The following is a 24,304-nucleotide window of genomic DNA, read 5'->3' as shown; positions in this document are numbered from 1 at the left end:
CGCTGCGGATACCATACTAGGCAGAAAACTATCATCTCGTTTTCAACTTCCCCCCTATCCTAGCTTCAGACTCCCTGAGAGTACAAGTATCCCGCTCATAGCTAAGGTAATTAGATACGCCCTTAATATTGAATTGATCTTGTTGATTGCAAAGAGAACTAAGTTTCAAAACCAGGAAATTAAACAAGATTATGATCCATTCGTTGCCATTGCTCCCATCTAACTCCTAGATAGGCAATAAGTAGGTGAAAACAATAAAACCAAACTGTGTAAAGAAACGTAAAATCGCTGAAAACTTCTTTACTCTTGCCTCTTGCCTTGCTATAACGATAATTTTCAACGCCAACCTACTTATTACCTTAGATTTTCACCTGAATAGCCAGCAACAAAGGCTGTTGATCTAATTCAGGGAACTCCACTGCCAAAGTATAAATTGGCTGATTTCTATCAATTTGTAACTCTATAACTGGTATTTCTGAAGTCTCAGATTTCACAAATTCTTGAGTATCATTACCCTGGAGTTGTAAAATCCCCGGCGTAGGTAATTCACCCTGAACCGTCAACTTCATGAATTCACCTAAATTCCGTAATTCTACTCGAATACTCAAAGTCCCCACCGTAGTGAGCCATTGTTTCTCTACCAGTGGCTGAGTCAATGAAATTGGCAAAGTTAAATTTTCCAACAACTGCTTGGCTGCCATTAAAGACAAAGCCATTTGTTGACGTGGCAATAAATCAAAATAATCGCTCTCAACATCAGCCGTCGCTGTCAAAGTATCAGCAGAACGATAAGAGCTTCTCAGGACTAACCCAGCCAAATCATTAATAGCTTGAGCATCTGTAGGGAACATACTTTCTACCACCTGAACTAACTTAGCTCCCAGAGGTAAAGAAGATGTCAATAACACCTGACATTTTTCCAGCAATTGCCAAAAAACTTTTTCAGGCAAATGAATAGGCAAATTTAGCTTAGATTGGTGGACAGTCCACCCCCAAACAGGAACTAAACCGAGAGATTGTTCTTCTACACAGTCGGGATACTCCATTGATTGTGTTTCCCAGGGGAACAACGGCGGGTTTTTTTCTACTTGGTCTTGTAACCGACGCTTAAGAATAGCTTGAAAACGTTCTTGCACAGTAGGAATTTCTCCCAATTGAAAGGTTTGGGGCTTTTCTTATCAATTTGAGTTCACCAATAATTTGGCTACCATCTTGAAATGAATATCTACCCCGTCAATTTCCTCACATTATAACAAGCTATACCCGTAAGTGTTGAAGTTATGATTTTTCAATACCCAAGCAAGTTGATCATTTTGTGAAGATTCACAAGTCACCATTCATGGGTAGATGCACTAGATCCGGACACTAAAGAATTCCGAATTTCCCAAGCTTGTTCTAAAATCTTAAACCAACGTTTCTGTAATTGTGCCATTGACAAGCCTAATATCTTAGATATTTGCTCGTCAGGTTTTCCTTGCTGCTTCAAATCTAAGATAGACTTTTGTTTATCATCTAGTTGTGCCAGATAAGTTTCCCATTGAATCGGAGTTAAACCCAAATTAGTGGGTAAAGAAACTTCCAACCACTCATGAACCAATTCCCAACGATGTAAAAGAGCAAACCGAATTAAATGATATTTAAACCGTTGCTGTAAGTAATCACGCTGCCGAGATGTTAAACCTAAAATTGACTCAATCTCTGGTGCTGATAAATCTTGAAGACGCAAAGCAAAGTAATCAATACAGTCAGATTGTTCTTTTTCTTCTAAATAATCTATTAACTCAGTAATCACAACGGAACGCAGGGTATCTTCTTCTGGTTCGGGCTGCATAGCCATAGCCGAGCGTAACTGATGGATAGCTGGTTCTTCCCAAGAACCGTCAAACTCACCACTACCACCCTCTGATGCCTGTTCTATATCTACACTTGTTTCTAAAGGCTGTTGCTTGGAAAAAGTTTGCGCTCGCAAAATAATTAGCTGTTGCTGCCTTCCGGGGAGTGGAATCCGACGTTTACCATATCGTTCGGTAAATGCCATGTATTCTCCCAATTCTAAAAGAGTCTGGGGGCGATAGGTCGGAGCTAATTGGTTTTCCCTTCTAAAAGCATTTAAAGCCTCCAAATAAAAACTCTGGAGAAAATCTTCAATGATAGTCAACCGCCCTTGATAGCTTAATTGCTTGTGAGGGGGATTAATATAACGATAAACAATAGCACTCAGTGTGCTGTGTAATTCTACCCTTCCACGACTTGAACCTAACTGATAGTATCGAATACACTGTTGTAACCGATGTTTAGCTAGGCTCATGGCTGAACTTTCTACAGACCCGGAATTTTGAATGCGTTTACTTTCATTGCAAATCCGCAGAACTTCGTTAGTAATTCTCACCGACACATCGTGACAATTTTGCTCCGAAGCCTTAGTTGACTGTTGAAGTTCCCTAAATAGGAATTGAAAGATGACCTCCACGCTGATAGAAATTTTCCCCTGATTAGTTGCGATTGCTGTTGAATTCATAGTCCCAGTTCTCAAAAAGACCCTAACATACTTTGGACACGACTTGTTAGACTTTGGATAATAGTTTCATGGTTGTTGTGTACAAGTCAAACGCAAACCAATTTACAGTGAGGATATGTGGCATAAGCAGATTGAACTTGTGAATCCCAATTTAGTGGGATATTTTCTTGCTCATGTTTTAGCCATTATCCAAAAGTCATTTACAAATCATGATGGATTTAGAAGCACAAATTCAATTGCTGATAGACAATGCACCCCAGGATGGCGTGACACCACAGATTATGGTATCAATCGCCCCTGTATTAGTCGCCATTGCCCAAAAGTTAAACCACTACCAATACTTTATTCTCCAAAATTCTGAGCAAGATTGGGTTTTAACTACATTGAGCAATCGCGCAAATCCAGGAATAGAAAAGCAAGTTATTTACGCTTTCCCTACCATACAAGATGTTTCCCTAATCTCAGATGCTGGGCGTGACCCTCACTTGCTGCCAACCCTCATGGATGTTACTCAAATTTTATTCCAATTGGTAGCTCTGAAACCAGTACACAGCATAGTTTTTATAGAAACACCAGGAAATTTAACCAATACTGTAGAAGTGCGGCGTTCTGAGCTAGAAAAGCTGATCCAGCAACAATTACAGCAATTTAAAGCCCAAAAAACAGTTCCTCCCAATATTGCCTAACTAAATTTGGGATTTAGGAAATTTAATATCCACAATCCCAAATCTTAAATCGCCCTAAATTTTGCTTAGTAGTTGTAGGGTGCGTCAGACTGTATAAATCCTGCAAATAAACAGATTGTTGATATCTGACGCACCCTACCAATGTTCCAGTTGCGTAAGTCCTGCTTAAATCGCCGTTCTATAAAACTTACCCAAAATTACCAAAATCTAGACACATCTGGACAGCGATAATTTTGGTGTTTACTTTCTGCTTCATCGTGGTCTTAGAATGACTTCTAAGAGGTTTTTCCACTCGACAGACAATCTCGGTAGAACTTACCGTTTCTGACCGTAGTTCCTAAAAGGAACCGCTACGCTACAGGGATAAAAATATCCGCAAACCATCGGTCAATGTTCCGCGCTGCATTTAAGTCCCTATCGGCTTTATAGCCACAATCAGGACAAACATAAACGCGGTTTTTTAATGGCATTTTATGACGATGATTCCCACAGTTAGAGCATATTTGAGAACTGGGGAAGAACCTATCCACAAGGATTAATTCACTCCCGAACTTCTCGGTTTTATACTCTAACTGTCGTTTGAACTCATACATCCCACAATCGGCGATAGCACCCGCTAATTTGTGGTTCTTCAAAAATGCCTTAACGTGCAAATCCTCTAGGTAGAGTCGAGGAGGGATATTATTCCCTGCCCCTCTCTGTTAAATCTGGGCGTGCAACTTTCACTGCACCCAGCTTCCGATGTTCTTAGCTTTCGCTTTTGCTGATATGAATATAATCGTGGCAGCTTTCATGAATTGCTAGAAGGTTTTTAGGTTTACCATTCTTATGGTTTCCATCTATATGATGTAAATGTACCTTCTCATCACTGAGCATTTTTAAACCACAATGACCACATTTATGGCTTTGCCGTTTGAGGGCTTTAGAGGTATGGTTGTCATAGAGCTTGCTGTTACGCTCGCTCCAATAACTCAAATCTCCGTCATAGGGTGATTTCTCACCTTTAACGTTGATGTATTTGTTTTCGGAGTAAGGAACTGATGGAAACGCTTTATCTAGTAATTCCTTGCTAGTGTAGCGATTCTGTTTGGTTTCCTTGTTGAATACCCTGTAAGCTCTGTGTTGAATGTGGAATAACGAGTTGCGTGACCCTTTCATCTTACAAAAGCGGTGGTAGTTCCTCCAACCTCTAACTACAGGGGCTAATTTCTCAGCCTTAGTGATAGCACCATAATTCGAGTTGTTGACGATGTGTTTTACTTTCTTGCGAAAAGCTTTGAAGTTATCCACTGATGGAACGCATTTAAACTTCCCGTTTTTCTGGACTTTAAAGTGCCAGCCGAGGAAATCAAACCCACCTGTCGCGGCGGTTAGCTTGGTCTTTTTCTCACTGACTTTCATTCCCCGCTCTGCTAAGAACTGACTGATTTTGTCAAGTATAACGGTAGCATCGTCTTGAGGTCTAAGTATTATCACCATGTCATCCGCATATCGGACTGATGGTTCTATTACGTTGTTTCCGGCATCTTTATATCTGTGGATACTTTCGATGCCGTTTAAGGCGATGTTAGCTAATAGTGGACTTACTACCCCGCCTTGAGGTGTTCCCTGTTCTGGGAATTGAGGGTTAACTCCGGCTTTGAGACAGCGGAATATTCCCTGTCTTATGCTATAAGGAGCGATGAGTCTATCCATGATGGCGGTGTGGTTTATCCTGTCGAAGCATTTTTCGATATCGAGTTCTATAACTCGTTTATCTATTCCTTTTCGTGTAGAGCATAGGTTGTTGTACAGGTATTTCTGTGCGTCATGCGCTGAACGACCCGTCCTAAACCCATAGCTCCTGGCGTGGAAAGTTGCAACGCGCAAGCTGGTTCTAATGCGTATTTGACAAGGCATTGGTAAGCTCTGTCTGCAATAGTGGGGATTTTCAGCATCCTCATAGTACCGTCCTTTTTGGGGATTGGTATTTCTCTTAGTTCCTGGTGTTTCCAGTTGCTAACAGATGCTTTTAGCAGTTCATTAAGCTCGAAGCGTTCCTTAAAGGTAAGGGACTTTTTGCCATCAATTCCTGCGGTCTTTTTCCCAGCGTTTAGCTGTGATACTTGACGAATAGCCAGTAATCTTGCTGCGGTTGATTTCAGAATCAGCTTCTGTAGTGACTGCGCTTTCCGCTTATCTCCAACTTGAACCGCTTTATACACGCGTCTTTGTAGGCGGAATAGGTTACGGCGGAATTTCTTCCAGGGCAACGTCTTCCAAGATTCACTAGAGTTTTCTCTGTGTCCAATCATGCTCTGCTCCAATTTGTGTATTCTGAACACCTCAGACCAATTACGGTCTGTCCTACCCGAATTGAAGGGATTCCGCTGCTCGTCCAGCCTACTTATGGGGTTCGACCGCCCCTAGACCTTCAATCCGTTTTTATTCGTTCCCTCGGTTGATTAATAGTTCCGTTAGGTGTAGCCATTTCAACCACTGGATTCCCTGGACTCTGACCGCTATTTAAAAAAGATGCGGCGGGATTTCGCTCCAGTGAAGTCAGGTTTTTGAGTTGTGTCCTGCTTGCGTGTAGGTTGCTTTTCTAGGCTCTGTTTCACCGTGGGAACTCCCCATTAACGCCAAGTGTCACCCCACAACGGATGTCTGATTGCGTCCTGTTCCTAGCTTCGACCTCCCGAAATCGAGTCGGGTCATCGTAGGCAGATAGGGAGTCATACCTGAGTCTGGTAGATGGGACTTTCACCCATATCAGACCGAGAGTTCAACCTTTCTCCTTAATTGGGTTAGGTTGGTTAGTTTATGTACGGACTGATTACCGTGATTCAACTAACAACGAATCGCACTCTTTATCACGCTGTGGTTTTTAGCTAGATAGTAGGTTAATTTGTGTATGGAATCCTGGCGAATATTAGAAACTTTGGCGTGTAATTTAGCCAATTTTCTTACAGCTTTCTGGCGATTATTAGACCCCTTCACCTTTCGGCTAACGCTACGCTGTAAGCGTTTCATGCGTTTACTCATGCGGCGGTAGGCTTTAGGATTCTCGAATACTTCACCATTACTGCAAACGGCTAACTCTTTGATTCCAATGTCAACGCCGATGGTCGGTCTATCTGCAAGTATAGGAGGTTTTTCAATCTCGTACTTGACAGAAATAAACCATCTATCAGCTTGTCGGGAAATTACACAGTTATGAGTTGCGGTAATTGGTAAAGGTATGGCTAATCGTACCCAACCGATTGACGGTAATTTAATTCTTTTACCATCGTTTTTAATTAACGGTTTCGCCTTAGTCCCTGACTCTAAATAAAAAGAATCGTGCTGTCCTTTTTTCTTGAATCGGGGTTGTTTCGATGTTTTGGAAAAACACCTATCCCATGCTTGGCGTAAGTCAGTTAACGCCTTTTGTGGGACATTTTTGTTAACTTCGTAATACCAAGCGTGTTCAGATTTAACCTCGGCGACTAACTTTTTATGCAAGTCAATCGCTGATGGTAATTTAAGTTTTTCGCCTTCTTTGCGAGTAGCTAAAATATCTATAACTTGAGCATTTGCCCAGTTATAGGCGTGTCTAGCTACTCCAGAAGCCTTGCGAAAAGCTGTAATCTGTCGGTTATTTGGAATTAGTGCAGTTTTGAATGATAAAAGCATTGATTCGACCTTTCAATGTTATATTGTAGTAAGTATACCAACTATTAAGGTTAATGTCAATGAGATTTGAGAAAAATAATAAACTTGGTGCTAAAAAAATCCTCAAAGCTGAGTTAGACGCTCAACCAATTTGTTTTAAAGGTCGGAAAGGGCAAAGGGAGAAAATTAAAACCGTCCCTGACTGGCCGCAACGGTTAAGGGATTTTGTTGATCAACTTATTGAAGACTTAGACAAACAGTAAGATAAGGATAGTTATGGGTAGAAATTATCTAGCTGTTTCTACCCCTAACTTTTTTTTAGTAGAGCCGACTTAGTACATAGTCGGTCAAATTCATCAGTGCTTCACGTGATGCTGATGGTTCTAAAACACCAATAGACTCGGTGGCTAACGTAGCATGGTGAGCAGCTAATTCTCTCGCTCTTTGGATACCTCTACTATCATGGACTAGTGCCAGTGCTTGCTCTAAATCCCCTTCCTGGGCAAACTCTCGTTCAATCAGGACTTCTAAGTAGGGTTTTTCTTCTAAAGCAAATAAAACTGGTGCTGTCAGGTTGCCACTTTTGAGGTCAGAACCCGCTGGTTTACCCAGGGTGTCTGTTGAACTGGTGAAATCAAGAATATCATCTACTATTTGAAAGGAAAGACCTAGATGGCGACCATAACTGTACAAGTGTTCGGCAGTTTCTAGGGATGTTTCACTAATTAATCCAGCAGCCTTAGAACTGTTGGCAATTAATGAGGCTGTTTTGTAATAGCTTTTTTGCAGGTACGTTTCTGTAGAAAGACTAGCATCAAAACGATTTAACCCTTGTTGGATTTCTCCAGCGGCTAAGTCCATAATTACTTCAGAAAGCAGTTTAACAACATCCAAATTATTTAGATTTGCTAAATACCAAGACGATTGTGCAAAGAGAAAATCCCCTGCAAGCACAGCAATGCGATTACCAAACAAACTATGTACAGTCGGTACACCACGACGAACATTTGATTCATCTACTACATCATCATGGACTAGACTGGCTGTGTGAATCATTTCTGTAATTTCTGCCAGTCGTCGGTGACGCGGGGTAATATCTTCTTCAAGCATGGTTGCCCGCGATATAAGTAGCACTATTGCAGGTCTGATTCGCTTCCCCCCAGCACCGAATAAATGTTCGGCTGCGGCATAGAGAATGGGGTGGCGATTTCCAACTAGCTGTTTAAGGTTATCTGCTAGTATTTGCAGGTCTGCTTCCACAGGGGTAAACAGGGAGGTGGCTGGGGTCATGGATGGGCGGACTCTGACTTAGGTTACGAAAGTTTACATATTCTTTAATTTTAAGATAACCCAGTGTCAGCGCAAAGTTTTCCTTCAGCAAGATGATTTTTAATATCTATTGCGTTATTCACACATTAGATTATGAATGTGTTATAATCGGGGGCTATCTTAGGGTTAAATAGTTCTTGCTAAATTTGTTAATTAATAAATTGCGTAGTAACAAAAACTTTGATGTCAATAAAATAACACACATTGACAGTAACTTCAAGTTGACGGTTAGCAATAAAAAATTTTTGAATTTAGTCCAGAAATTAGCTTCAAATTCAGGTTGGCTGTGTTAGGCTAATACCTAGAGATATTAAGTTTTTCAGATTATTCACTTCCAGCGTAAAACCATCGTTCAGTGATTTTACGTGATAGTGTTGTGAGTATAAAATAACTCGTCGCCAAAGAGAAAATAGGAATAATCCCTAAATTCTAGGCAATAACCATGCCTTTTGAGTTGAATTGTGCTTTTCCAGTTATGGAACTAACTCAACGTATTCAGCGCACGTTGAGTCGTAGCGTACATTTATTTAAATTGGTGTGAGGTCAATAACACAGGCTGGGTAGACTGCTGATAAGCGCGGTTGGAGTTTGCTGCCGAGCAAATTTGCTGCTGTCGGATGTATAGCCTGGGAAAGTTGATATTAAAGAAAATAAATTGATTGACCAGAGAAAATTAGTTTTCGCCTGGAATGTTTTCTATAGCTAACTACATTTATCAAGGTGTGCTTGATTAATTGAGTTCTGCTGGCTCTGTATGCAATTTTATATTCCCTAGTAATTAAAGATGGTGGAACAATGATTTACAGAAATATGCCTATGATGATATTTACTTTAGCTGCTGGCTATTTGTTTAGTGTATATTTGTTATTGGCTTTAGCAAAGCGAGCAAGCAAAAGAAATATTTCTCAAAGCGGATCTGATTCTGGACAGGATAAATATAAGCAGCAACGGGAATTAACTACAAATGTAACTCAAGCTGTCAATAGTCAATGAAAGCAACTTGTAGGGAGCAGTACCGCAAGGCGGAAGTCAGAAGTCAGAAGTCAGAAGTCAGAAGTCAAAACGAAGACAGCATAGGCTTTTTGACGATTTAGAATGGGTTGTTTGTTTACTCCGTGTTGTAGTAGGGGTTCTTTTTAGGAACTACGGTCAGAAACGGTAAGTTCTACCGAGATTGTCTGTGGAGCGGGCAAACAAGATTGGAAGTCATTCTAAGACCGTGATGAAGCAGGAAATAAACACTAAGATTATCGCCGTCCAGATGTGTCTAGACTTTGGTAATTTTGGGTAAGTTTTATAGAACGGAAAGAGGAGATAAATATCTTTGCTTGCTTCTGACTAGTGGTCTGTCAAATTTATTTTGACGGGTAATGATCAGAAAAAACTTCTGTTCTTCCCTCCCCTACCCCCCCTACCTCCCCTACCTCCCCTACCTCCCCTACCCCCCTACCTCCCCTACCCCCCTACCTCCCCTACTTGCCTTCACCCGTCATTTTCGGGTTGACAGACTAATAGTTTTTGGGCGCAGGCCCTACTTCTGGGCTTTAAGAGAGGACGGTATCAGCAAAACATACTTGTTCTACCATTGGGGTATAGCCCAACCATTGTAAGCTAGATTGGGTAAATTGCTGGGAACAACCGCTGACAGCGAAGCGGGTAGGCATTGGTGGATGAGTATTCTTAATCCCTAGTATATCTAATTCTTGAGAGCAAGCGGCGGCGACATGAACTGCTGGGTCAATTAGCTTGACTTGCTGGGGAAGGAGCGATCGCAAGATGGGCGACAAATGGGGATAATGGGTACAGCCATAAACTAAAGTATCTATTTCTTTCTGAAGCAAAGGTTCTAGATAAGTTTTGGCTATTTCAATGGTATAAGGGTCGTGAATACGATTTTGTTCAATGAGTGGGACAAATTCTGGGCAACTGACTTGCCAGACTTGGACATTAGATTGAATTTCTAAAATAGCTTGACGATAGGCGTTGCTTTGAGCCGTAGCTGGAGTAGCAATGACACCAATCCGTTGTCCTTGTTGGACTGCTGCCTTTGCACCTGGTAGAATCACCCCTAAAATCGGGAAATTAAACTCTTGACGGACTATATCTAATGCCAGAGCCGAACTGGTGTTACAAGCCATAATTGCCATTTTCACCCGTTGCTGCTGCATCCAATGGAGGATTTCTCGGACGAATTGGAGTATTTCTGCTTGGGAACGAATACCATAAGGAAGACGGGCTGTGTCCCCTACATAAATAATTGATTCATTGGGAAGTTGTTGATAAATTTGTCGCAATACGGTTAGTCCACCAACTCCACTGTCAAATACCCCAATCGGAGCGCGTTGAGGTTCTTGGGGGGAAAAAGTATCAAAAATAGAAGATGAATACACAGCAAATATTAATTTTGATTTTGACACTCTCCGGTCTAAAGACGCGGAGATTCTATAGAGAGTTTCAGTCTATATCCCTCAGTTATCCCAGTTTCAGGCAGGGTTCCTTAAATATTTGGGTTCTTGCCCTGATTTCGTTTGCCCTGGCGGGCGAAATCATATCTGACAAGCGTAACTTTCCGAGAGTCCCGCGGTAGCTTTTTATGTCTTTAGTGACAATTTAATTGTATCACGAATATTGAAGGCAATCAATTCGCCCGTGTGCGTTTTCCCCTTCGGACTGAAGACCCGAAGCTCCCAACGCTACCGCGTTCCTCTTGTGGTTAGTAGTCAGTGGTCAGTGGTCAGTAGTCAAGAAAAAACAAAGAACAACTGACAAAGAACAACTGACGATAATTATCTTTGTTTTAAATAATTCAGAATACCACTAGCTATGCCCTCAGCCATACGACTTTGGTATTCTGGTGATCCTAAACGGGGATTATCTTCCCGACCGGTCATGTAGCCTGTTTCTACTAAAATAGCAGGCATAGTATTTTTTCTCAGCACATAAAATCTAGCTTTACGAGTGCCTCGATTCTTGAGGGTACTAATATTTTGGAGAATGGCTTGTCGCACAGTATCAGCTAAAGCATAGCCTCTGTCGTAATAATAAACTTCTAGACCATTGACATCAGGTCTATTATCTACAGCATTAGCATGAATACTGACAAATAAAGCTGCATTAACACGCTTGGCTATATCCACCCTTCCTTGCAGTTCCACAAAAAAGTCAGCATCTCGCGTGAGGACAACTTGGATACCATTTTGTTCTAAAATTGTTGCCAGTTTGGTACTAATGGGTAGAACAACATCCTTTTCTAGCAAACCACTTAGCCCAGGAGCGCCAGAATCTTTACCCCCATGTCCAGGATCAATAACTACTAAAACTTTGCCATTAGGAACTGGTAGACGGGGCTGAGGTCTTGTTTGCGGGGGTGGTGTACTAGAACCTGGAGGATCTTGTGATCCAGGAAATCCAGGTGGTATGATTGGAGGACGTTGAGCGCGGAGATTAGTTTGTAATTGTAGTGCCAATAGTTGGAATGTAACTTGACTTAGTGCGCCAAAGCTAACGCCAGATGCAGGTTGAACAAGAACAATTACAGTATTATCAGATTGGGGTTGGAGACGGACTTTAAGAATCGGGCTATTGTTAGTAAAATCCGGACCTTGGACCTGATTAGCTAATTTAGCATTGGCAATGGTAATGCGAAATAGACCTGAGCTTCTATCCCAGCCGGTGGTGGCAGATATGGCTTGGTCTGCTCTAATTAATAATTGTGTGCCATTGCCACCGAGTTCTACAGATTGAATAATTGCGGGGGAATCACTCGGTGATGGTGCGGATGATTGGTTATTCTCAGGTAATTTAGCTAAACGATCTGGGATGACGACAAAACCACTGTTACCACTAGCTAATGCTTGCCAATTGGGACTGGCACTATCTAACTGTAAGGTCATGCGAACAGCAGATGGACTGCTGGATAGTTGGCTAAATTGGACACGACGGACTCCATAGCGATTAATCACTAGATTCCGTTGTCCCATATTTGGTGATAAGGCTGCGCCAATGATATCAATATTAACAGAGCGATTATCTTGACTGCGATTGATTTGCAGTTGAGGATTGCCACCACTGGTACTAATAAAAAACCCATCTCTTGTAACTCGCAATTTATCAATTTGCACTACCCCTGGGATGGTTTCTCGATTAGATGGAGTAATTCGGTTGGTAGTGACTACGTTGTAAATACTTCTGGGGTCTAGTGTTGGTTCAGATGATTTATCGGATGTTGGGGGTAATGATGGTTCTCCAGTCTGCTCAGAAGCAACTTCCGGTTGTGGTAATTCTACTATCCAACGTTTGCCACTGATGGGAACAAATTTAACTTGCTTGGGGTTGAATGTGTAACCAGGGGCTAGTTCGATTACTAAGCGTGTTGTTTGGTCATCAAATTGACCGACGCGAATGGTGCGGATTTTGCTGCCAATTTGTTGGGTTACGGACGGACGACCAAGTTCTGTTCCTGGTAAGTCAATTACTAAGCGTGTGGGGTTAAAAATGAGTTGGGCTTGGGGTTGGACAGGGCTAGATGTGTTGATCTCTAAGCGGTTTTGATTAGTATCAAACCGCCAAGATTCTAATTTCGCGGCAAAAGCGGGCGAAGATAGGATGAAGACCGTTCCAAAAGTGCTAGGTATTAACCAATGTAGTTTCACAATCCTTTCTCCTGATTCCTATTGATGGGATTTGTCAATATCTCGACTTATGGGGTAATCTTCAGACCATCACCGCTGCAAATTTAACTTTGTGCAAGTAAAAGATTTTGGTGTTGGTAGTAAGACACGGCTAATGGCGTAGGATTGTAGCATACAATCGGTTTAGTATTACCATTTGGTCAACAAGTTCATTTTTCTAGTATTGGTAATGAATCAGATAACAGGTGATAAAAATTACTATTTATCTTGATTTTAAATACTGAAGTATGCCTTGAGCGATCGCATCGGCCATTTGATTTTGATAAGCTGAAGTTCTCAGTTTGGCAGCATCGTCTCTACCAGTTAAGAAACCGGTTTCTACTAAAATTGAGGGCATAGAAGTTTTGCGAAGAACATAAAATCTAGCTTTCCGCACTTTCCTATCTCTGACATTAAGACTTTGCAGAATTTTACTGTGGACAATTTGAGCGAGTGTTAAACCACTATCGTAATGATAAGTCTCTAAGCCACTAACTTCTGGACGACTCTCACCGGCTGAATTAGCGTGGATACTGACAAACACATCAGCATTGGCCTGTTGTGCCATTGTCACTCGTCCTGGTAGAGTTACAAAATAGTCAGAGTCTCGCGTCATAATTACTTGGATACCGTTTCGTTCCAAAACTTCTGCAATCCTTTTCCCAATTGGTAAAATAACATTTTTTTCCTGGACTCCACCGATACCAATTGCCCCTGAGTCTTTACCACCATGTCCGGGGTCAATTATAACTACTATTTTGCCTTTACGAAGGTCGCGCCTTTGGGTAATTCGTGGTTGTCTGGGTTTGAGGTCAGGTAGTTGTTGTCTGGGTGGTAATAAAGGGGGCAAATTCATGGGTGGTCTAATCTGACGATATCGTTGCAGTTTTAGAACCAGAAGTTTATCTCCCACTTGATTGGGTACACCTAGTGTAATACCTGATGCAGGTTGAATCAAGATAACTACAGTATTTGGCGGTTGTGGTTGCAGACGGAGCTTGATAATAGGACTATTAGCATCAAAAGTAGGGCCTTTGACTTCGTTGGCTAATTTGGCATTGGGAATGGTGATACGGAACAAACCAGAACTTTTATCCCAACCTGTAGTAGCGGATATAACTTGGTCGGCTTTAATTAATAATTGTGTGCCATTGTCAGCAAGTTCTATAGATTCAATTGTCGAAATTGAGCCGTTATTGTTTCTGGTAGGGGGAAAATTCTCATTTTTAGGTGCATTTATCATTCCCCTGGAGGGAAGGATGATTAAACCGCTGCTACTGGAGGTTACTTGCCAGTCAGGACTATTTACATCTACTTTTAAGGTCATACGGACAGATGTTGGTGTTGTTTGCGATTGAGTAAATACAATGCTGTCCACACCGTGTTTATTAACTGCCAAATTTCCTTGTGTTAAATTGGGTGATAAAGTTGTACTAAGAATGTCAATAAATACTGTGTTTTTATCACGGCTTCTCATGATTTTAGTTTGAGGATTACCGCCATTAGTGCGGATAAAAAAGCCATCACCAGTAATTTGCAAATTTTCGAGTTGAATTGTACCTTTATTACTGCTGGCAGTTCTAGTAATTGGTGAAAATTCAGGTTTCGTCTGGGAGTCTATGCCGACTAGATTGTAATTATTATTAGTATTATTAGCTGTTGAGTTGGCATCAAGTTCTAATTTTGGTAATTTCACTGTCCAGCGATTAGCACTTTTACCGACAAATTTTACTTGTTGAGGATCTAGAGTATAACCAGGATTTATTTCTAAAACTATTCTTGTTGTTTTTTCATCAAATTGACCAATGCGAATTTCCCGAATTCCTCCGCCTATTTGTTGAGTTAATTGGGAACGTCCAAATTTAACACCTGGTAAATCAATTACTAAGCGAGTGGGATTAAAAACTAGTTGTGCTTGTGGTTTGACAGCACCATTTGTATTAATTTCTAATAGATTTTGATGACGATCAAATCGCCAAGATTCTAATTTTGCGGCTAAAGTTGGCGATGATAGCATCAGTACAGTACCAAAGGTAGTAGGTATTAACCATTGTATTTTCACAGTTTTTTCTCCTTAGCTGAATTAATAATTAATAATGAATATAAACACATACAAAAAACACCCACCACTGTCAATTAATGACATAGTTTGGCGGGGTATTCTCTATAATTACTACAAAAATCTTCAATCTGTAAAAACTGGTCTGAAAAAAAATAGGAATACAGAACATTATCAAGGCTAATAGAATGGGAAACAAGGAAAGTTTTATAAAACCAAAAGAAAACCAAAAGTAAATTTAATTAAAGGTAGAAATAATAACCATTTTAAAATTAGAGTGTTTCAAGATTACAGAAGACGGAGATTGGATGAGAGAAGTTTCTTCCAACCTCCTTATATAGTAAATGTGGAAACCACAGCAGAGAAAATTTTCAACTATCTTCTGTGGGATTTACAGCAGAATTTGAGGTGAAATTCAAATTACTAATCATCTTTTGTGGTGATGAGAGATGGTGGTATTTCTACTGCTAATGTTTTGCCAGAATTGCTGTCTAAATTTGTGGCGGCGTTTGATTCTGGAAATACAAATCTCAACAGGGGAGGAGCGATGAATGTGGTAATAATAACCATCATAATAATTGCTGCTCCTAATGGTTTTGAGATGACACCACTAGCTGCACCGACACCAGCAAATACTAAGCCAACTTCACCTCTGGGAATCATCCCCACACCAATAGCCAAGCGGTTAATCCCCGGTTGACCAAATACTGTTAAGCCTGTCACTACTTTACCGATGATGGCAACTGTAATCAGGAAAGTTGCCATGATTAAGGCTTCTTGATTGGTGGGAATGGCTGGATTTAAGACTCCTAAATCAGTTTTTGCACCGACTGTGACGAAGAAGACGGGAACTAACATATCAGCAATGGGGATAACTTGCTTTTGGAGTTCTTTGCGTTTGTCGGTTTCTTCGAGAACTAACCCGGCGGCAAAAGCCCCAAGAATGGCTTCTAAATGGATGACAGAGGCGAAGTAAGCCATGATTATGGCAAAAATGAAGGCGGGGATGACTAATTCGCCTCTGGTTTTGAGTTGATCGGCGATCGCTACAAATGATTTATTAAAGACATTACCAAAAACTATTGCCCCAATTAAAAAAGCGCTCGCACTAATAATCAAATAAACGACGTTACCGACATCAACTACACCATCTTTGGCTAAACTGGCAACTACCGCCAGGACGATAATTCCCAAGACATCATCAATAACGGCTGCACCAAGAATAATTTGCCCTTCTTTGGAGTTCAACCGTCCTAATTCGGAAAGCACTTTAGACGTAATTCCAATACTAGTTGCTGTCAAAGCTGCACCGGCGAAAATTGCGGGAATAGCGGTGATACCAAATATGGTCATTAATCCCACTGTACCCGCTGCAAAGGGGACTATTACCCCAACTATAGCCACTACGAAGGCTTGAACACCAACAGCCATGAGGTCTTTGAGGTTGGATTCTAAGCCAATTTCAAACAGAAGGATAATTACACCCAATTCTGATAAAACCGAAACCACCTCGGATTGCGCTGCAAACACCTGGGGTGTGGCTTCTGGGGTTAACCCAGCCGTGAGTTGCAAGAAGGTCATGATTAAGGAATTAGAAGCGTCTGTACCACCTTCTGGGAATACTAACAGATGAAGTACGGAGACACCGATAATTACACCCCCGACAAGTTCACCTAAAACTGCGGGTAAACCGACTTTGTTGGCTAATTCTCCCCCAACTTTGCTGGCAAAGTAAATTACGACTAAGCTTAATAGCACAGCGGCTAATACCATAGAACTGTCTGCGGTTTCTGTGGCTGTGGCTAATATGGGAACAGTTGCACTGATAAGCTGCATTGGTTATGTGAATAACAATTTCTTTATTTTTACCCTTTTTCTGGCAGGAATTTCTAATTGACTAATGTAGGGGTTTTTCTTTTAGATGGTCTTAAGTTTAGAATTTAGAGGGTACTAGCGAAGAAGATCAGCTAAAACAGAAATAAATGATTCATATACAGCGAAAAATCTAATATGGAAGAACTCTTAGAAATTAGACAACTCCTAGAACAAGGAAAAATCAATGAAGCTTTACTATTAGTGGATGAATTAGAAGAAATGAGCCTCAGTGATAAAATCAATAAAATTGATAGTTATGGCGTAATTCTACTGATTCATCTAATCAAACAAAAAGCCGAAAAACGTTCTACCCGTTCTTGGGAACTTTCCATAGAAAATGCAGTGCGGGAAATCAATAAAATTAACAAGCGCCGCAAATCTGGTGGTGTTTACTTGAATCAAAGAGAATTAATGGAAATTCTCCAACAAGGATATCAAGTAGCACTAAAAAGAGCGGCGCTAGAAGCTTATGAGGGACGTTATGAAACAGAAGGATTAGCAGCTATGGTCAATGAACAAGAAGTTTTATCTCAGTCGCTGGAATTAATTCAAAAGTAGTCAAGATTCACAGATCTCCGACTTCTTTGAGAAGTCGGGGATCTAGATATATATGTGCCTATGCTGTGACTTCTTCCTTCACTTCCTGTTGTAAGGCTGAAAACAATCTATTTAGTGCATTTACGTAAGCTTGAGCCGATGCTACAATAATATCTGTGTTGGCTGCATGACCAGAAAATACACGGGATTCATGGCGGAGGCGAATTGTTACTTCTCCTAAAGCGTCAATTCCTCCGGTGACAGATTGTACGGAAAACTCAATCAATTCATTCGGTACATTCACTACCCGATTGATGGCTTTGTACACCGCATCTACAGGACCAGTACCAATGGCTGCATCAGTTAATTCTTCTCCGTCGGGAGTGCGGAGTGTTACTGTAGCAGTGGGTTGAGTATTACTACCACAGGAAACCTGTACCAACTCTACCCGGAATAACTCTGGTGCTTGTTGGATTTCGTCGTTGACAATAGCTTCCAAATCCCAATCAGAGATTTCTTTCTTTTTGTCTGCTACTTCTTTGAATTTGACGAAGGCTTTGTTCAGTTCTGTTTCTGATGGTTCAAAGCCCAATTCTTTCAAGCGGGTACGAAAAGCATTTCTACCAGAATGTTTACCCAATACTATTTGGTTGTCTGATAAACCAATTAATTGAGCATCCATAATCTCATAAGTGAGTTTGTTTTTCAATACCCCATCTTGATGAATTCCAGATTCATGGGCAAAAGCGTTTGCACCGACAATGGCTTTATTTGGTTGCACCAACATTCCCGTTAAATTGGAAACCAAACGCGAGGTTTTATAGATTTGTTTGGTGTCAATATTGGTGAGTGATGCTTCGGAATTTTCAGCCCGTCCCAAAAAGGGATTAAAATATTGTCTCCGGACGTGCAAAGCCATTACCAACTCTTCTAAAGCTGCATTGCCGGCTCTTTCACCAATGCCATTGATGGTACATTCTAGTTGACGAGCGCCATTTTTGACAGCTTCTAAAAAGTTAGCAACAGCTAAACCTAAATCATTGTGTCCGTGAACGGAAATAATGGCTTTGTCAATGTTGGGGACATTTTCAGTAATGCCTTTAATGATTGCCCCAAATTCGCTGGGGGTGGTGTATCCTACGGTATCAGGAATATTAACAGTTGTGGCTCCAGCAGCGATCGCTCTTTCCAAAACTTCATACAAAAATTCTGGATCAGAGCGCCCCGCATCTTCAGGAGAGAATTCGATATCATCGGTGAAGCTTTTGGCATAGGCTACCATTTCTTCAGCGATCGCCACCACTTCTGGTCTAGTTTTCTTTAACTTATATTGCAGGTGAATATCAGAGGTAGCAATAAAAGTGTGAATTCTCCCTTTCGCAGCAGGTTTGATAGCCTCCGCAGCCGCTTTGATATCATCATGTTTGGCTCTAGCCAAACTACAAATTACCGGACCATTTTCTGTCCCCACAGTTTGGGCAATTTTGCTCACTGCTTCAAAATCCCCAGGACTAGCGAAAGCAAAGCCAGCCTCAATAATATCTACTCCTAAGCGTGCTAGTTGTTTAGCAATAACTAGCTTTTCGTCTATGTTGAGAGTTGCTCCAGGACACTGTTCTCCATCACGCAATGTGGTGTCAAAGATGATAATTCTATCGGTTTGCTTGCTCATTAGCTTAACCTCTGTGAGTTTTGAGAGTGGGCTGAATAAAAGAACATTAGGGAATTAGAATTAATCAAACGTGGTTTGATTTGTCAGTCCTAGAGAATTTATAATCATCACCGACTTCTAATTCCTAAATTCTTGCTTGATCAAATAACTGGAACTGTGAAATCAGAGTTTTTAACTTTGAGATTTGTGAATAAATACTAAGTTAAGTTAACCATCAGTTTTTTCTATTCTATCTCTAATATCATTCAAATCTATATATCTATCAGTAGCATTACGTAATTCTCTAGCAATCATACCCTCAGTTGATACTACTGTAATATGAGTATTCTTGGAGCGCAATAATTCGATAGCCCTTTCAAAATCACCATCTCCGCTAAATAATACAACTCTGTCATATTGATCTACTGTATTAAACATATCAACGACAATTTCAATATCTAAATTCGCTTTTTGAGAGTAACGACCCGAAGCATCATCATAATACTCTTTGAGAATTTTCGTGCGGACTGTATATCCCAAGCTGATAAGGGCATCTCGAAAACCTCGTTGGTCTTGAGGGTCTTTTAATCCAGTGTACCAGAAGGCATTGATTAATGTAGTGTCTGACTGTTCGTATTTGAAATATTCTAAAACGCGCCGGGGGTCAAAAAACCAACCATTTTTTTGTTGAGCATAGAACATATTGTTTCCGTCTACAAAAATAGACAGACGATTCATTGGAGAACCCATAAAAATTTACACCTAATAATAGATAAGAATGTTAGAGGGAAGAGTAGATTATAGCAATTATCAACTGGTAATTTCGCTAATATCTTTGAGGTACATAATTATGTATAGCCATTATCTTACCTCTTTTAAAGCCAAAATTTGGACAAAATATCCAAGTAGAGAACCGAATTATTTAACTGGTTTCACCTCTGAGAGTTGTAAATATGTTATCTGATCAAAATTTAGCAATAAAATTGACCTAGTAACAGGATTCTGAACTAGATAATATCCAATTTTACTCCTAAAGAGGTACAGTATAGGATTTTGGGTAGTTAAATCTTCATCAATAGATTCTTTCCTCAACTGTAGGAATAATTTAAGAGAATTATCAATACTTCAAGAGAAGACCATTGAGGATACACATCTAGGATACCCTAAATACAGCAGAATTCAGGAGTCAGGAGGCAGGAGTCAGGAGTAAAAAGGGCTTTGTGTATAGGTTTCAATTTAGATTTGTCCACTTACCTAAACCTCTAGTATTTGACTAATACTCTAGGATACCAGTTTGAATAAGTTAATGACCTCGAATATAAATTTTTATGACAACCAACCTGCTCTGCTATGACACAGGTAAGTAGGTTGGCGTTAAAAATTGTCGTTGGGGCAAGGGAACAGGGAACAGGGAACAGGAAGAGAGTTTTGGGCGATTTTACTTTTCTTCACATACCTTTAAATTTTTCGGTTCACCTACTTAGGTTAAGTCACACTCACATACAGCAAGCATATTGCAGATTAATGAGGTACAGGATCTAAATTCAAAATCTAAATTCGAAGCCAGACAGTAAGCCAGTTTTACTCCTGACTCCTGACTCCTGCTGTATTCATCATTTAGTCACATTCGGAGTTTCTAAATATTGTTTGTCTGACTGAGGATAAATAGTTACCCAATCTAAGTACCTAATTGACGGAAATAACTCTACTTTAGCGATTGAGGCTGGAAGTTTCTTTAGATCTAAGGATTTAATTTTCCCTATGGCTAAACCAGCCGGGAACTTCTGACTATAAGTAGAGGTAGATACTAAGTCTCCTATTTTGACATTAGGGACTTTTTCATAGAACTCTAACACACCTTCAGTGGAAGCATCACCTTGTAAAACTCCTTTAGCTGAGGTACGGCTGATAGTTACGCCTACTTTACTTTTTAAATCACTTATTAACAATACACTGCTAGTATTAGTTGTGACACTATCTACTAAACCTACTAATCCACCATCGGCTTTGACAATAGAACCTTCTTGAATGCCTGATGCAGTCCCCCGATTCAAAATCACCTGTTGCCACCAATGATCTGCACTGCGTCCTATCACCCGTGCTATAGTTGGTTTCTGAGGCAAGGTTTGTTTCTCTACATAGCCCAGTAAATTTTTTAATTTCTGATTTTGGCTTTCTAAATCAACGATGCGAGTTTGTAATTCTAAAAATCTTGCATCTTTAATATTTTGTTCAGGAATTGCTCCTGAATGTAGCATTTGTAACGGTCCGGTGATTCCTTGGTAAATCTCCCGTAACAATGCTCCTTTTGTCTCTCTGAGTGTCCAGGAACTACCTACAACTAAGGCTAATAATCCTATTTGTAATCCTTTGTATTCCCACCAGCGTTTTAAAGTAAACATAATAACCTATATGTATTTTATAAATTATTTAGGAGTTGTAGGGATATGGTCTGGTAACTTTTTATTGATGCCTATAGCGATCGCCATCCGCAAATCTGGAAATCAACTCCTGTGTACTTGTGTTGAAAATAATGGGTTCTATAGTTACATCAGATGGCGTAGTCAGGAGGTACAAAATCTCGATTAAGACCTATGTACAAAGCCAGGTTTAATCCTGACTTATGACTCCTGCTATATGAATAAATACAGAACCCATATATTCCTAACTTACTATACCCAAGACGGCTTAATTATTTGATTTTCCGGGTAGGGGTAAAGCAAGAGCTTAATGGTGTCAACTTAACGTAAAACCCATAGCCCGCCGGGGAATGATAGACGCTATCATTTCAGGGTGGGTCTGTCAGCCAAACAAATAAGCCATTTGTAGCTGAAGTTGACACCAATAAGCATTAACAAACCCCCCTACAAATCTAGGGTTTTCGTGATTTTACAAGAGTCCATGTACCAACCGTTTTCAGTATAACTACTACATATTGCGAGAACGCCCGCTAAATACTCTCTCCAATTGCTTGAAGTTTTCTAATACGCGACCGGTTCCCAGCACTACACAGCTTAAAGGGTCGGCGGCTATATGGGTAACAAGACCTGTCTCATGACTAATCAATGTATCCAGACCTTTGAGCAATGCACCACCCCCCGCCAACATGATACCACGATCAATAATGTCTGCTGCCAGTTCTGGCGGTGTCCGTTCTAGTGTTCGCCTAACTGCTTCGATAATTACCGCCAGAGGCTCTACCATACTTTCCCGAATTTCTGGTCCTTTGATGGTTACAGTTCTAGGTAAACCAGACAGTAAATGTAAGCCTCGAACTTCCATTACACTATCACTATCGTCTGCGGTCGGATAAGCAGAACCTATTTTAATCTTAATATCTTCTGCCGTGCGTTCACCGATTACCAGATTATGAACCTTCTTCATATACTGGGCAATGGCTTCAGTTAACTCATCTCCAGCAATGCGGACTGATTCGCTGATTACTGTTCCTTGAAGACTTAATACCGCTACTTCTGTTGTCCCCCCACCGATGTCAATAATCATGTTACCAGTAGGTTCTGCCACTGGTAGTCCTGCACCAATTGCTGCTGCAACTGGTTCATCAATCAAATATACTTCTCTAGCGCCGGCTTGGGTGGCTGCATCCATAACAGCCCGTCTTTCTACTCCAGTGACACCACTGGGGATACCAATAACAATGCGGGGCAACATCAGGGATCTCCCTTCATTTACCCGCTGAATAAAGCTTTTTAGCATCAACTCAGCCGTATCAAAGTCAGCGATCACACCGTCGCGCAGGGGACGCAGAGCAACGACGTTCCCCGGTGTGCGTCCGAGCATTTTTTTAGCCTCTTCCCCCACTGCCAGTGCCACTTTCAGATTTTGATCAATGGCAACGACGGAAGGTTCTTGCAGGACAATTCCTTTACCAGATACATAAACTAGGGTATTGGCTGTACCGAGGTCGATACCCATATCCCAGGATGGACGAAAATTTAAATTGAAAAGACCCACGCTTCTCTATGCCCCCTATTTACACTACTTCTGACTACAAACATAAGAGTTAATATAGCGGTTCTCGATTGGGTGATATACAATAACCCCGACCCACTCCTCGCAAGCGAGCAATAAGCTATGATGTATTTCATTCAAGTGCATACCGCTATAATGATAGATGCCATGACATTCGGTTCCCTGACTCCAGTAGACTAGACTATTTTTTTATTTAGTTTTTGTCAATCTTGAGTTTAGTTTCATGAATCTTAACTTCCATCTTCTCAAGGTTACTCGGTATAACCGTATAATTTTTTTTAGATATAAGGTATTTTTTGAATTTTTTTTTTGGGTTGACTGTGGCGATTCTAACATATTTTTAATCATTTCAAAATTAGTTATTATAGAATTCGGAGTAATACAATACAAAAATACTAGGAAATAAAAACCATGAGCATTAATGTTGTCACTCTTGTTGGTCGTGTCGGTGGTGATCCAGATATGAAATATTTTGAGTCAGGTACAGTTAAATGTAGATTGACTCTAGCTGTAAATAGAAGATCACGCAACAATGATAAACCAGACTGGTTTAATCTAGAACTTTGGGGAAAAACTGCGGAAGTTGCGGGTAATTACGTCCGTAAAGGTGGTTTGATTGGGGTTAAAGGTTCTTTGCGATTTGATACTTGGAGCGATCGCCAAAGTGGAGTTACCCGTTCTAGTCCAGTTATTAATGTTGAACAACTAGAATTATTAGGTTCTAAGCGTGATGGTGAAGGTGGGATGTCTGATATGTCCCCAGATAATTTCTAATTTAGGTGAACGGGCGGTTAGAAACCGCATCTACACAGGCAAAACTCAGATGGTGCGTGGGTTTCAAATTCTTGATTTTTCCTTAGTCCGCGCAGGCGGACTTTGTTTGTGTAGCCGTGACTTCTAGTCGCCAGGGTCTAAACTGACCACGAATGTTCGGCTTGTCATCATATTAGTAAAGCTAATAGAGATGGCGAAAAGTTCATTTGTGAACATTGTGGTCATATTGACCATGCTGATACTCAGGCTTCTCGGACAATTTTACGAAGAGCTAATTTAAAATTTGTCAGCAAAGACATTAAAAACCTACCGGGGGACTCTTTTGAAAGTTACGCTTGTCAGAGATGATTCTGCCAGTAATGGCAAACAGGATCAGGGCAAGAACCGTACATCTAAGGTAATACCTGAAAAGCGGATATTATTCGAGCAGTTGTCTTGACAATTATTCGATTAAGAATCCCCGCGTCTTTAGACCGGGGAGTGTCAATGAGTGACGTACTCCACACACTCCCTTTCAGGTGAGTGTGGGCTTCTCAGTGACTCCTCTATGAGGACATTAACTGAGCTTTAAGACCGTGC

Annotated in this window: 22 protein-coding genes and 1 pseudogene; 9 read left to right on the top strand and 14 right to left on the bottom strand. The window is 40.7% G+C overall.

The window, feature by feature from the left end; translation table 11 throughout:
• Positions 1-359 precede the first annotated feature (359 nt).
• Positions 360-1,136, bottom strand: a complete 777-nt coding sequence (locus NG743_RS19175) for a PatU (RefSeq protein WP_236630516.1) — start codon at positions 1,134-1,136, stop codon at positions 360-362.
• Between the two features lie 194 nt (positions 1,137-1,330).
• Complete coding sequence (hetZ, locus tag NG743_RS19170) at positions 1,331-2,518, bottom strand: heterocyst differentiation protein HetZ (protein WP_027402284.1); 1,188 nt, start codon at positions 2,516-2,518, stop codon at positions 1,331-1,333.
• Between the two features lie 212 nt (positions 2,519-2,730).
• On the opposite strand from hetZ, the gene NG743_RS19165 reads away from it, so the two are divergent.
• Positions 2,731-3,204 (top strand): hypothetical protein, encoded by a 474-nt coding sequence (locus NG743_RS19165; protein ID WP_190382355.1) that lies wholly within the window; start codon positions 2,731-2,733, stop codon positions 3,202-3,204.
• A 350-nt stretch (positions 3,205-3,554) separates the two neighbouring features.
• Here NG743_RS19165 and NG743_RS19160 read toward each other — a convergent pair whose 3' ends face one another.
• The 3 genes and pseudogenes from NG743_RS19160 to NG743_RS19150 all read right to left on the bottom strand — a co-directional run bounded on the left by NG743_RS19160 (position 3,555) and on the right by NG743_RS19150 (position 6,858).
• Complete coding sequence (locus tag NG743_RS19160) at positions 3,555-3,839, bottom strand: RNA-guided endonuclease InsQ/TnpB family protein (RefSeq protein ID WP_233455509.1); 285 nt, start codon at positions 3,837-3,839, stop codon at positions 3,555-3,557.
• A gap of 112 nt (positions 3,840-3,951) precedes the next feature.
• Positions 3,952-5,498: pseudogene (locus NG743_RS19155) on the bottom strand (group II intron reverse transcriptase/maturase).
• Positions 5,499-6,033: 535 nt separating this feature from the next.
• On the bottom strand, positions 6,034-6,858 hold the full coding sequence (locus tag NG743_RS19150; protein WP_257120556.1) for an RNA-guided endonuclease InsQ/TnpB family protein: 825 nt from the start codon (positions 6,856-6,858) through the stop codon (positions 6,034-6,036).
• 53 nt (positions 6,859-6,911) lie between these two features.
• On the opposite strand from NG743_RS19150, the gene NG743_RS19145 reads away from it, so the two are divergent.
• Complete coding sequence (locus NG743_RS19145; protein WP_306459806.1) at positions 6,912-7,100, top strand: hypothetical protein; 189 nt, start codon at positions 6,912-6,914, stop codon at positions 7,098-7,100.
• A 55-nt stretch (positions 7,101-7,155) separates the two neighbouring features.
• On the opposite strand, the gene sds is transcribed toward NG743_RS19145, so the two are convergent.
• On the bottom strand, positions 7,156-8,127 hold the full coding sequence (sds, locus tag NG743_RS19140) for a solanesyl diphosphate synthase (protein WP_027402282.1): 972 nt from the start codon (positions 8,125-8,127) through the stop codon (positions 7,156-7,158).
• 834 nt (positions 8,128-8,961) lie between these two features.
• On the opposite strand from sds, the gene NG743_RS19135 reads away from it, so the two are divergent.
• Positions 8,962-9,159 carry a hypothetical protein gene (locus NG743_RS19135; protein ID WP_027402281.1) on the top strand — a complete coding sequence of 66 codons (198 nt, stop codon included), beginning with the start codon at positions 8,962-8,964 and terminating at the stop codon, positions 9,157-9,159.
• Between the two features lie 551 nt (positions 9,160-9,710).
• Here the strand turns inward: NG743_RS19135 and murI are convergent.
• The 3 genes from murI to NG743_RS19120 form a co-directional block, all read right to left on the bottom strand.
• The gene (gene murI / locus NG743_RS19130) at positions 9,711-10,556 is read right to left on the bottom strand and encodes a glutamate racemase (RefSeq protein WP_027402280.1); all 846 of its coding nucleotides are present in this window, start codon (positions 10,554-10,556) and stop codon (positions 9,711-9,713) included.
• A 396-nt stretch (positions 10,557-10,952) separates the two neighbouring features.
• Complete coding sequence (locus NG743_RS19125) at positions 10,953-12,818, bottom strand: N-acetylmuramoyl-L-alanine amidase (RefSeq protein ID WP_027402279.1); 1,866 nt, start codon at positions 12,816-12,818, stop codon at positions 10,953-10,955.
• A 241-nt stretch (positions 12,819-13,059) separates the two neighbouring features.
• The gene (locus tag NG743_RS19120; protein ID WP_257120685.1) at positions 13,060-14,898 is read right to left on the bottom strand and encodes an N-acetylmuramoyl-L-alanine amidase; all 1,839 of its coding nucleotides are present in this window, start codon (positions 14,896-14,898) and stop codon (positions 13,060-13,062) included.
• A 34-nt stretch (positions 14,899-14,932) separates the two neighbouring features.
• Here NG743_RS19120 and NG743_RS19115 point away from each other — a divergent pair, with 34 nt between their 5' ends.
• The gene (locus tag NG743_RS19115) at positions 14,933-15,079 is read left to right on the top strand and encodes a hypothetical protein (RefSeq protein WP_257120684.1); all 147 of its coding nucleotides are present in this window, start codon (positions 14,933-14,935) and stop codon (positions 15,077-15,079) included.
• A 239-nt stretch (positions 15,080-15,318) separates the two neighbouring features.
• Here the strand turns inward: NG743_RS19115 and NG743_RS19110 are convergent, their stop codons facing one another.
• Entirely contained in the window at positions 15,319-16,731 is a 1,413-nt protein-coding gene (locus tag NG743_RS19110; RefSeq protein ID WP_027402277.1) for a cation:proton antiporter, read from the bottom strand.
• A gap of 174 nt (positions 16,732-16,905) precedes the next feature.
• Between NG743_RS19110 and NG743_RS19105 the strand changes: the two genes are divergently transcribed.
• A complete protein-coding gene (locus tag NG743_RS19105) occupies positions 16,906-17,328 on the top strand; it encodes a DUF29 family protein (RefSeq protein WP_257120682.1) in 423 nt (140 codons plus the stop codon).
• A gap of 58 nt (positions 17,329-17,386) precedes the next feature.
• Here the strand turns inward: NG743_RS19105 and NG743_RS19100 are convergent, their stop codons facing one another.
• The 3 genes from NG743_RS19100 to mreC all read right to left on the bottom strand — a co-directional run bounded on the left by NG743_RS19100 (position 17,387) and on the right by mreC (position 21,360).
• Positions 17,387-18,979, bottom strand: a complete 1,593-nt coding sequence (locus NG743_RS19100) for a 2-isopropylmalate synthase (RefSeq protein WP_027402275.1) — start codon at positions 18,977-18,979, stop codon at positions 17,387-17,389.
• A gap of 207 nt (positions 18,980-19,186) precedes the next feature.
• Entirely contained in the window at positions 19,187-19,708 is a 522-nt protein-coding gene (locus NG743_RS19095) for a LabA-like NYN domain-containing protein (protein WP_027402274.1), read from the bottom strand.
• Positions 19,709-20,571: 863 nt separating this feature from the next.
• Entirely contained in the window at positions 20,572-21,360 is a 789-nt protein-coding gene (mreC, locus tag NG743_RS19090) for a rod shape-determining protein MreC (RefSeq protein ID WP_027402273.1), read from the bottom strand.
• Between the two features lie 10 nt (positions 21,361-21,370).
• Here mreC and NG743_RS19085 point away from each other — a divergent pair, with 10 nt between their 5' ends.
• On the top strand, positions 21,371-21,547 hold the full coding sequence (locus tag NG743_RS19085) for a hypothetical protein (protein ID WP_160170620.1): 177 nt from the start codon (positions 21,371-21,373) through the stop codon (positions 21,545-21,547).
• A gap of 339 nt (positions 21,548-21,886) precedes the next feature.
• Here the strand turns inward: NG743_RS19085 and NG743_RS19080 are convergent, their stop codons facing one another.
• Positions 21,887-22,894 carry a rod shape-determining protein gene (locus NG743_RS19080; protein ID WP_027402272.1) on the bottom strand — a complete coding sequence of 336 codons (1,008 nt, stop codon included), beginning with the start codon at positions 22,892-22,894 and terminating at the stop codon, positions 21,887-21,889.
• Positions 22,895-23,362: 468 nt separating this feature from the next.
• On the opposite strand from NG743_RS19080, the gene NG743_RS19075 reads away from it, so the two are divergent.
• The 3 genes from NG743_RS19075 (at position 23,363) to NG743_RS19065 (ending at position 24,164) form a co-directional block, all read left to right on the top strand.
• Positions 23,363-23,725, top strand: a complete 363-nt coding sequence (locus tag NG743_RS19075) for a single-stranded DNA-binding protein (RefSeq protein ID WP_027402271.1) — start codon at positions 23,363-23,365, stop codon at positions 23,723-23,725.
• 171 nt (positions 23,726-23,896) lie between these two features.
• Complete coding sequence (locus tag NG743_RS26970) at positions 23,897-24,073, top strand: zinc ribbon domain-containing protein (RefSeq protein ID WP_080683883.1); 177 nt, start codon at positions 23,897-23,899, stop codon at positions 24,071-24,073.
• Positions 24,009-24,164: a hypothetical protein gene (locus NG743_RS19065; RefSeq protein ID WP_257120681.1), complete on the top strand. Its 156-nt coding sequence runs from the start codon at positions 24,009-24,011 to the stop codon at positions 24,162-24,164. The genes NG743_RS26970 and NG743_RS19065 overlap by 65 nt, the downstream gene beginning before the upstream one ends.
• Positions 24,165-24,304 lie beyond the last annotated feature (140 nt).

The organism is Dolichospermum heterosporum TAC447 (assembly GCF_024584745.1).
Taxonomy (GTDB): domain Bacteria; phylum Cyanobacteriota; class Cyanobacteriia; order Cyanobacteriales; family Nostocaceae; genus Dolichospermum; species Dolichospermum heterosporum.
The sequence above is the reverse complement of the archived record's forward strand: the minus strand, read 5'-3'. Positions and strand labels throughout refer to the sequence as shown.